The 9,313-nt window shown below is 65.5% G+C and carries 10 protein-coding genes and 1 pseudogene; all 11 read right to left on the minus strand.

What is annotated here, in order from left to right:
- Window positions 1-750: Hpt domain-containing protein (locus tag AC1DT2_RS10230; RefSeq protein WP_477296113.1), on the minus strand; the 750-nt coding region annotated here is incomplete at its 3' end.
- Window positions 751-757: 7 nt separating this feature from the next.
- A complete protein-coding gene (locus AC1DT2_RS10235; RefSeq protein ID WP_157504275.1) occupies window positions 758-1,402 on the minus strand; it encodes a protein phosphatase CheZ in 645 nt (214 codons plus the stop codon).
- A 10-nt stretch (window positions 1,403-1,412) separates the two neighbouring features.
- Entirely contained in the window at window positions 1,413-1,814 is a 402-nt protein-coding gene (gene cheY / locus AC1DT2_RS10240) for a chemotaxis response regulator CheY (RefSeq protein WP_063573199.1), read from the minus strand.
- A 53-nt stretch (window positions 1,815-1,867) separates the two neighbouring features.
- A complete protein-coding gene (locus AC1DT2_RS10245; protein WP_063573200.1) occupies window positions 1,868-2,599 on the minus strand; it encodes an RNA polymerase sigma factor FliA in 732 nt (243 codons plus the stop codon).
- A complete protein-coding gene (locus AC1DT2_RS10250; RefSeq protein WP_477296114.1) occupies window positions 2,596-3,471 on the minus strand; it encodes a MinD/ParA family protein in 876 nt (291 codons plus the stop codon). Before AC1DT2_RS10250 ends, AC1DT2_RS10245 begins: the two co-directional genes overlap by 4 nt.
- Before the next feature lie 62 nt (window positions 3,472-3,533).
- Window positions 3,534-4,883, minus strand: coding sequence for a flagellar biosynthesis protein FlhF (flhF, locus tag AC1DT2_RS10255; protein ID WP_477296115.1), 1,350 nt, complete (start codon window positions 4,881-4,883; stop codon window positions 3,534-3,536).
- Between the two features lie 18 nt (window positions 4,884-4,901).
- Window positions 4,902-7,013 carry a flagellar biosynthesis protein FlhA gene (gene flhA, locus AC1DT2_RS10260; protein WP_213948732.1) on the minus strand — a complete coding sequence of 704 codons (2,112 nt, stop codon included), beginning with the start codon at window positions 7,011-7,013 and terminating at the stop codon, window positions 4,902-4,904.
- A 2-nt stretch (window positions 7,014-7,015) separates the two neighbouring features.
- Complete coding sequence (flhB, locus tag AC1DT2_RS10265) at window positions 7,016-8,158, minus strand: flagellar biosynthesis protein FlhB (RefSeq protein ID WP_213948731.1); 1,143 nt, start codon at window positions 8,156-8,158, stop codon at window positions 7,016-7,018.
- The gene (fliR, locus tag AC1DT2_RS10270; RefSeq protein WP_477296116.1) at window positions 8,155-8,931 is read right to left on the minus strand and encodes a flagellar biosynthetic protein FliR; all 777 of its coding nucleotides are present in this window, start codon (window positions 8,929-8,931) and stop codon (window positions 8,155-8,157) included. Before fliR ends, flhB begins: the two co-directional genes overlap by 4 nt.
- Window positions 8,931-9,200, minus strand: coding sequence for a flagellar biosynthesis protein FliQ (gene fliQ, locus AC1DT2_RS10275; protein WP_063572301.1), 270 nt, complete (start codon window positions 9,198-9,200; stop codon window positions 8,931-8,933). Before fliQ ends, fliR begins: the two co-directional genes overlap by 1 nt.
- Window positions 9,197-9,313, minus strand: a pseudogene (locus AC1DT2_RS10280) (flagellar biosynthetic protein FliP); the annotation flags it as partial. The pseudogene AC1DT2_RS10280 and the gene fliQ, both read right to left, overlap by 4 nt.

Raw genomic sequence — 9,313 nt, forward strand, 5'->3', positions numbered from 1 at the left:
CGGTACCGCTGTGCCGTGGAGGCTGTCCAGCAGGGCTTCGAATTCGTCGTCGCTGATGGCGTTGGGGTCGGCGGCCGGCGCGACGGGCGTCGCCGCGGCTGGTATCGCCGCTGAAGCGGCTCCCACAGGGACAGCTTCGGCGCCGGGGGCGCCGGTGCCGTAGAGCGAATCCAGTAGTGCCTCGAACTCGTCGTCGTTGATCGTGCCCGAGGGCGCCGAGGTCGGTGCGCGATCGTTGCGCGCGGCGTCGAGCATCGCTTCGAATTCGTCTTCGATCGGATCGTAGGCACGCGGCGACGACGGTGCCGATACCGCGGGAGCGGATGTCGTCGCCGGCGACAAGGCCACCGGCGGCGCGGAACCGGTGCGACCCGGAATCAGCAGGCGATCGAGTACCGAGCGTGGTGCGGGCTCGGCGGGCACTCCCGCGTCGGCCGCACGCATCATGTCGTTGAGGAGGTCCAGCGACTCGAGCAACGCATCCATGAAACCGGGGTTCAACACCACCGCGCCATTACGGGCCTCGTTGAGGAGGTCCTCGGCGCGATGGCACAGCTCCACCATGGCATTGAGGCCAAGGAAGCCCGCACCGCCCTTCACGGTATGGAACGCGCGGAAGACCGCGTTCAGTAGCTCGGCGTCTCCCGGCGAGGCTTCGAGGTCCACGAGCTGTTCGCCCAGGCTCTCGAGCAGTTCGCGTGCTTCGATCAGGAAGACATTGAGCAGCTCGTTGTCCAGCTCCACGCTCATACGGCGCTCAGAACCCGAATTCGCTGAGCAGTCGATCCACTTCGTCCTGGCTGACCTTGTCCGCGGCCGGTGCGTGGCTGCCGCCCGCGAGTGAACCGGTGAGGCGCACCAGTTCGACCAGCGACGATTCCACCTTGGCCATGAACGCCTCGACCTGCGCGACGCGCTGACCCGAGAGATCCTGCCAGGACTGCGCTTCGACCATCTCGCCCAGGCCGATGTCGCAGCTCTGCGCGAAATCGCCGACGCGTACGGCAAGCGCCGTGGCGTTGGGTGCGAAGGACGGATCGGCGTGGTCCATGACCAGCACTTCGTCGGCCTGTTTGGCCAGCGCCTGTGCCTGCGGACGCAGTTTGTCGCTGAAGTCGAGCGTGCGGTGGGCAGCCTGGGAGCTCATTTCGAGCACGTCGCGCAGGTGTTTGCGCGCATCGCTCATGTTGCCCGGCACGCCATCGCTGGAGATGTCGGAGGCAAGGCGGCGGACCGACTCGTGGAGATCGCGCGCGAGATGGCCCAGGGCCAGGAACAGGTGTTGTTCGCGGCTGCGCAGCAGGCGGTCGAGCGCCTGTTCGAAGGCAACACTGTCATCGGCGTCGAGCAACTCGCGCAGCTCGGGAACGACCTCGTGGCCGGCGGTAAGCATGGTGTTCATTGTCATTCCCTTAGCCCGCAGCCGCGGCGAGTCGTTCGAAGATCTTGTCGAGCTTTTCCTTCAGCGTGACCGCCGTGAACGGCTTGACCACGTAGCCGTTCACGCCACTCTGCGCCGCGGCGATGATCTGGTCGCGATTGTTCTCGGCCGTCACCATCAGCACCGGCATCGACTTCAGCGCGGCATCCGCGCGGATAGCGCGAAGCAGCTCGATGCCCGTCATGTTGGGCATGTTCCAGTCGGTCACCACCAGGTCGAAGGGCTGGGCGCGCAGCATCACGAGCGCCGCGTTGCCGTCTTCAGCCTCCTGGATGAGGGTGTTCGTAAATCCCAGCTCGACCAGGAGGTTCCTGACGATGCGTCGCATGGTGGAAAAATCGTCCACCACGAGGATCTTCATGTTCTTGTCCAAAACTCGTCTCCGCCTGACTGCGCGTTCTTACCGGCGACGGCACCGTAATGCCGTCAATGCTTTTCTTTCCAACCCGTCATGCGTGCGCGGAGGCGGATCAGGGCCTGGCCATGGATCTGGCACACCCGCGATTCGCTCACACCCAGCACCGCACCGATTTCCTTCAGGTTGAGCTCTTCATCGTAGTACAGCGACATCACCAGCTTCTCGCGCTCGGGCAGGCCATCGATGGACTGCGCCAGCGCATCGCGCAAGCCGTCCTGCTCGAAGATCCCTTCCGGACCCGCGGCGTCGGGGTCCGCGACATCGATCGCCGCGCCTTCGTCGCCTTCCGGCGCCGTAAGGCTGAGCAACCGCGCGCTCGCCGCGTCGGCCAGAATCTGGTTGTACTCCATGGCGTCGATACCAAGCCGCTTCATGACCTCGGCGTCTTCGGCATCCCCACCCGTTTCGTTCTCGATCTGCCTCGTTACTTCAGCCACTTCGCGCAACTTTCGATGCACGGAGCGCGGGGTCCAGTCCGTCTTGCGCAGTTCGTCCAGCATCGCGCCACGTATGCGGATACCCGCATAGGTCTCGAAACTGGCCGCGCGAGTCGGCGAGTAATTTCTTGCTGCCTCGAGCAGTCCGATCATTCCGGCCTGCATGAGGTCGTTCGCATCCACGCTTGGCGGCAGCCGACCCATCAGGTGATAGGCGATCCGGCGCACCAGCGGCGCGTGGGTTCGTACCAGTTGATCCGCCGGGATTCGCGTGACTTCAAGGTATTCGGTCGCAACGCTCACAGTGGCAGCCCTCCTCCCAGATGAGACCGCTCGGCAAAAAAGCCGATGCGACCCTGAGCACGGGGTTCGGGTTCACCCCATGTATCGACCGACCTGGCCAAATTCTTGAATMCGACGGCAGATCGGCTGCTCGGCCAGACGTCGACCACGGCCGACTGGCGGCGGATAGCCTGACGCAGGTACTCGTCGTGCGGGACCATCCCCATGAAATCCAAGGAAACATCCAGGAACCGGTTGGTCACCCGGGACAGCTTCTCGAACAACTGGCGGCCTTCCTGGGCGTGGCGGACCATGTTGGCGACGATGCGGAAGCGGTTCACGCCGAACTCGCGGCTCATGACCTTGATCAGGGCATAGGCGTCGGTGAGTGAAGCCGGCTCGTCGCACACCACCACCACCACCTCGTCGGAAGCGGCGGCAAACATGGACACGCTGTCCGAGATGCCGGCGGCGGTATCGACGATCAGGTACTCGGGGGCGATCGGGTATTCGTCGAACGCGCGGATCACGGCAGCGTGCTCGATGTTCGGCAGCTGGGCCATGCGGCGCGCCCCGGACGTGGCCGGAATCACCTTCAGGCCATGCGGCGCCTGGAGGATCAGGTCCTCGATGCGGCACTCGCCCTCGAGCATGTGCCCGAGGTGGCGCGTCGGCTGAAGACCCAGCAGCACGTCGATGTTGGCCATGGCGAGGTCGGCGTCGAGCAGGACGACATCGCGTCCGCCCATCGCCAGTGCCATGCCGAGATTGACCGCCACGGTGGTCTTGCCGACACCGCCCTTGCCGCCAGCGATAGCGATGCTGCGCGTGGGGCGACGGTCGTCAAGCCAGTTGAGGCCGGCGGCCTGGGTGCTATCGACGTGTGTGGTCATGAAGGAATTCACTGCCGTGAAAGAGTGTGCGGTTGCGGTAGTCACGTTTTGCGGGTCCCCGATCAGGCGTGCGCGGGCGCCGCGATGCCGAATCGATCGGCAAGTATGGCGTCGTCGGGCTCCTCGTTGCGCTGCTTGAGCAACTGGGCTGCCAGGCAGACCAGCTTGCGCGCATCGGCGGAGGCGATGTCTTCGGGCACGCGCTGCCCGTCGGTGGTGTAGTCCAGCGGCATAGCGTGGCGAATGAGTGCTGACAGGGCGCCACCGATCAGCGGTGCCTCGTCGAGCTTGGTAAGGATGGCCGTCTGCGGCGACAGCGGCGCGTAGGAGCGGATCGCGTTGTCGATCGCCTGGGCCTGTGCATTGGCGGYGAGCACCAGGCAGACGCGGAGGTTCGAGGTAGCGCGCAGCGTATCGAACTGCTGCTGCAGCTTGGGATCGTTACCGGCCATGCCGGCGGTGTCGACCAGGACCGTGTGCTTGCTGCGTAGCTGGAGGAGCACGTTGCGCAGGCTGTCGGCGTCGTGTGCGTTATACACGCGCACGCCGAGCAGGCGGCCGTAGTGCTCCAGCTGCGCACCGGCACCGATACGGTACTGGTCGGCGCTGATCAGGGCGACATTGGAGGCGCCATGACGAAGCACGGCGCGGGCAGCAAGCTTGGCAATGGTGGTCGTCTTGCCAACGCCGGTGGTGCCGACCAGCGCGGTGATGCCGCCACCGACCGTGTCGAAATTACGCCCGCTGGTGCGGATGTTGCGCGAGAGGATGCCCAGCGGCAGGTAGCGAGCCTGCTCGGAGGTCATGTCGGCGGGCAACTCGGCGCACAGCGCGCGTGCCACGTCGCCGTCGATACCCAGGCGGGTCATCTCACGAAGGACGCGGGCGCGCAGCGGCTGCTCGCGGTCCATCTGGTTCCAGGCCAGCGTGGAGAGCTGCACTTCCAGCATCTCGCGCAGGTTGTTGATCTCGGCGCGCACGCCATTCACGGCGGAGTCGCTGTTCGGGCTTACCGTCGCGGCGCGAACCACGTCGGCCACGCTGGAGGCGAGGGCCGCGCTGGACTGGCGCTGCGGCGCGTTGGGGTTCGTGCCGACCTTGGTCGCGCGCTCGACGGCAGCAGCCGTGGCGGCGCGGGCCTGGTCGATGCGTGCGGCGCGGTCGCTGTCGCGTGTGGCGCGGATCGGCGCCAGCGCAGCGGCATGCTTCGCTGCGGTCTCTTCCGCGGTCGGCGGCTCGAAGGCGAAGCCCGCTTCGCGGACCAGCGCTTCGTCGTAGTCGAGCGCAGCGATGATCTCGATACCGTCGTCCATCCGACGCGTGGACAGGATCACGGCGTCCGGGCCCTGCTCATCCCGAACCTGGCGCATGGCCTGGCGCATATCGGCAGCAACGAATCGTTTGATTTTCATGCGTTAGATCCTCTCGTCCTATCGTCCGAGGGCCGTCACCAGCTTGACGCGGCGGTTGTCCGGAACCTCGTTATAGGCAAGTACATGCAGGTTTTGGGCCACATGCCGAGTGAAGCGTGAAAGCCACGGACGAAGTGCCGGCGAGACCAGCAGGACGGCCGGTTCACCGGCCGCTTCCTGACGTCGCGCCGCCTCGGCCACGTTCTGCTGCAAGCGGTCGGCGAGACCCGGCTCGATGGCCGCGCCCGCGGGACCGCCGCCCTGTAGGGACTGTAGAAGAATCTGCTCCAGTTCCGGCGCCAAAGTAATGACGGGGACCTCAGTTCCGAGGCCCGCGATCTCCTGCACGATCTGTCGGCCAAGCGTGACCCGGACGCTGGCGGCAAGGACGCCGGGATCCTGACTCTGACCGGCATGCTCGGCGAGCGACTCGACGATGCCGCGGAAGTTGCGGATGGGCACGCGCTCGGCGAGCAGGTTCTGTAGCACCTTGACCACGGCGCCAAGCGACAGGCGCTTGGGCACGAGGTCTTCGACCAGCTTCGGCGTCTGCTGCGCAAGGCGGTCGAGCAGCTGCTGCACGTCCTGATGGCCGATGAGTTCGTGGGCGTGGTTCTGCAAAATGTGCGAGAGATGCGTAGCGATCACGGTGGCCGGATCGACCACCGTATAGCCCAGCGTCTGAGCATGTTCGCGCAGGCCCGGCTCGATCCATACGGCATCGAGCCCAAAGGCCGGGTCCCGCGTGGCGATACCGTTGATCGTGCCGTGCACGCGGCCCGGATCGATCGCCAGCATGCGCTCGGTGTGGATTTCTGCCTCGCCCATCGGCACGCCCATCAGCGAGATGCGATAACCGTGCGGCGAGAGGTCGAGGTTGTCGCGAATGTGCACGGACGGCACCAGGAAGCCCAGCTCCTGTGAGAGCTTGCGGCGCACCGACTTGATCCGCGCCATCAGTTCGCCACCCTGCGCCTTGTCGACCAGCGGGATCAGGCGATAACCGACTTCCAGGCCGATGGTGTCCACCTGGGCGACGTCTTCCCACGAGAGCTCGAGGCGCTCGCCCGGGGGTGTCGACTCCAGCGCGAGTTCGGTACCCGGTGCAGGGGCGGCGCCCAGCGTGCCGCCGTCGGCGAGACGGTCCTTGTTCTGCTGGAGCTTCCACGCGCCGAAGCCGGCGGCGGCCGCGAGCAACAGGAACGGCAGGTTCGGCATGCCCGGCACGAGGCCCATCGCGCCAAGTACGGCAGCGGCGACGCCCAGCGCCTTCGGCTGGCCGAACAGCTGCCCCATGACGTGCTTGCCCATTTCCTGGGACTTGGACACGCGGGTGACGATGACCGCCGTGGCGATTGAGAGCATCAGGCCCGGCACCTGCGCGACCAGGCCGTCGCCGATGGTCAGCAGTGTGTAGGTGCGCGCGGCCTCCGAAGCGGACAGGCCGTGCTGCAGCATGCCGATGAAGAAGCCGCCGATGATATTGATGGCGAGAATGAGCATGCCGGCCGTGGCGTCGCCGCGGACGAACTTGGACGCACCATCCATCGAGCCGTAGAAGTCCGCTTCCTCGCGCACTTCCTGGCGGCGCTCGCGCGCCTGTTCCTGGGTGAGCAGGCCGGCATTGAGGTCGGCGTCGATCGCCATCTGCTTGCCTGGCATCGCGTCGAGGGTGAAGCGTGCCGTGACCTCGGAAACGCGCGTGGCGCCCTTGGTCACGACCACGAAGTTGATGATGGTGAGGATGGCGAACACCACGAAACCGACAGCGAAATTGCCGCCGATGACGAACTCGCCGAAGGCCTCGATCACCTTGCCGGCAGCGCCCGGGCCGTTATGGCCGTGCAGCAGCACCACGCGCGTGGAGGCGATGTTCAACGCCAGGCGCAGCAAGGTGGCGAACAGCACCACGGTCGGGAACGAGGCCAGCTCCAGCGGCCGCATCACGTACATGGTGGCCAGCAGGATCACCAGCGACAACGCGATGTTGAAGGTGAACAGCAGGTCCAGCATGAAGGGCGGCAGCGGCAGCATGAGCATGCCGAGCATGACCAGCATGACCACGGGCGCGGCGATGCCCCGCCGGCCGATCTGCCGGAACGTGCCCATGAGCGTGGTCGTAGCTGCCATCGTCACTTATCCATACGGTAGGGGCCGAGCAGTTCAGGATCGATGTCCTGCTCGGGCAGATCGGGCGGGAGATCGCCGACGGCGATCGCCTGCTTCAGGCGGAACACATAGGCCAGGATCTGGGCCACGGCGACGTACAGTGCCGAGGGGATCTCGCGACCGACTTCCGTCGTTGCATACAAGGCGCGTGCCAACGGCGCCGCTTCGACGACAGGAATCTTCGCCGCACCCGCCACATCGCGGATTTGCTGGGCCAGGACGTCCACACCCTTTGCTACGACTCGCGGCGCGCCCATTTTCACTTCGTCGTATTTGAGGGCGACGGCGAAATGGGTCGGGTTGACCACGATCACATCCGCCGTAGGAACGTCTTCCATCATGCGTCGACGCGACATCTGCAGCTGCATCTGACGGATTTTCGACTTCAGTTCCGGACTACCGTCGCTTTCCTTGTGCTCGTCCTTCACCTCCTGCTTGGTCATGCGCATCTTCTTGGTGAAGCTGAAGGCCTGCCAGGGTGCATCGACCAGGGCGATCAGCCCCAGCGCGCAGGCGAAGATCAGCGACGCGTGACCGAGCACGCCAAAGGTATGGGCAATGCCCTCCTTCACCGGACCGCTACCCACCGAGTACATCTCTTGCGTGGTGCGGTTGAGGAACCAGACCAGCGCGCCGCCGATCAGGATCAGCTTCAGCAGAGACTTGCCCAGCTCGACCAGGCCGTTCATCGACACGAGGCGGCTGAACCCCTTGATCGGGTCCAGGCGGTCGAACTTCGGTACCAGGGCTTCGAAGGAGAAGTTCAGGCCGCCCATGAGCGTGGGTGCGGCGATGGCAGCGACCGCAGTGACGGTGAACACGGGGCCGAGCAGCTTCAGGCCCTCGCCGGCCGCGGTCATCAGCGCTCGGGTGATGCCGTTGGCGGCGAACAGGTCGTCGCGGCCGTAACGCAGGCCGACGTGCATGATGTTGGCCGCGTGCACGGCCATCTGGTCGCGCGAGGCGATCATCGAGGTCACGCCCGCCAGGACCACCACGGCGGTGGAAAGGTCGCGCGAGCGCGGCAGGTCGCCCTTCTCTCGCGCTTCGCGAAGTCGTTTGTCACTAGGTGATTCGGTTTTATCTTCCTGGTCGGACTCACTCACGGCGAGGACCTCCCGACCAGTCCACGCATGGCTTCCCAGGCGTCCGTCTGCAGTGAATCCCAGGCACTCGGCAGGCCGCGAAGCGCAAGCCATACGGCGATGATGCCGAGGCAGATGGTGATCGGGAACCCGACCGCGAAGAGGTTCATCGACGGCGCCGAACGGCTGATCGCACCGAAGCCGAGGTTGACCACGAGCACGGCGGTGAGCGCCGGCAACGCGACGCGCACGGCGCCGGCGAACAGGTGGCTGGCGAACTCCAGAATGCCCCAGAGGCCCTCGGCACCGATGCCGTGGTCGCTGACCGGCATCGTCCGGAAACTGTCGGCAAGCAGGCTGATCAGTTGAAGGTGGCCGTTCATCACCAGGAACAGCAGGGTCACGATCATCGTGTAGAACTGGCTGAGCACCGGCGTGGAGCCACCGACACCGGGGTTGACCACTTCAGCGAAGCCCAGGCTCATGGCCTGCGAAACGAACTGGCCGCCAAACGCCACCGCCTCGAACACGATCTTGAGGATGAAGCCGAGCCCCGCGCCGATCAGCACCTGCTGGGCCAGGGTCGCGACGCCTTGCGCGGAGAGCGGGTGGATGGACAACGGCGCCAGCGGCGCCAGAGTCACGGTCAGCAGGATCGCAAGGCCCATCTTGATGCGCACGGGAATCGTGGTCGCCCCCAGCACCGGCGCGACGAGTAGCAGGCCGGAAATGCGGGCCATCGCCCAGCACGCCGCGCCCACCCACCCTTCGAGCTGGTTCAGGTCGATCGGCATTAACGCACCGCCTGGGGCAGGCTTTCGATAAGGGTGCGGGTGAAGGTCACCAGGGTGCGCAGCATCCAGGGGCCGGTGATGATCATCACAAGCGCCATGGAAATCAGCTTCGGAATGAAGCTGAGGGTCTGTTCGTTGATCTGCGTGGCGGCCTGCACCATGCCGATGATCAGGCCGACCGCCAGCGCGGTGAGCAGCAGCGGCGCACCGACCAGCATGGCGATGTGCAGCGCCTGCTGGCCAAAGGCGATAACGGATTCCGGCGTCACTGGTAGAAGCTCCCCGCCAACGTGCCCAGCAGTAGTGTCCAGCCATCGACCAGGACGAACAGCATGATCTTGAACGGCAACGAGATGATCATCGGCGAGACCATCATCATGCC

It is taken from the genome of Luteibacter sp. P4_E6, assembly GCF_056401535.1.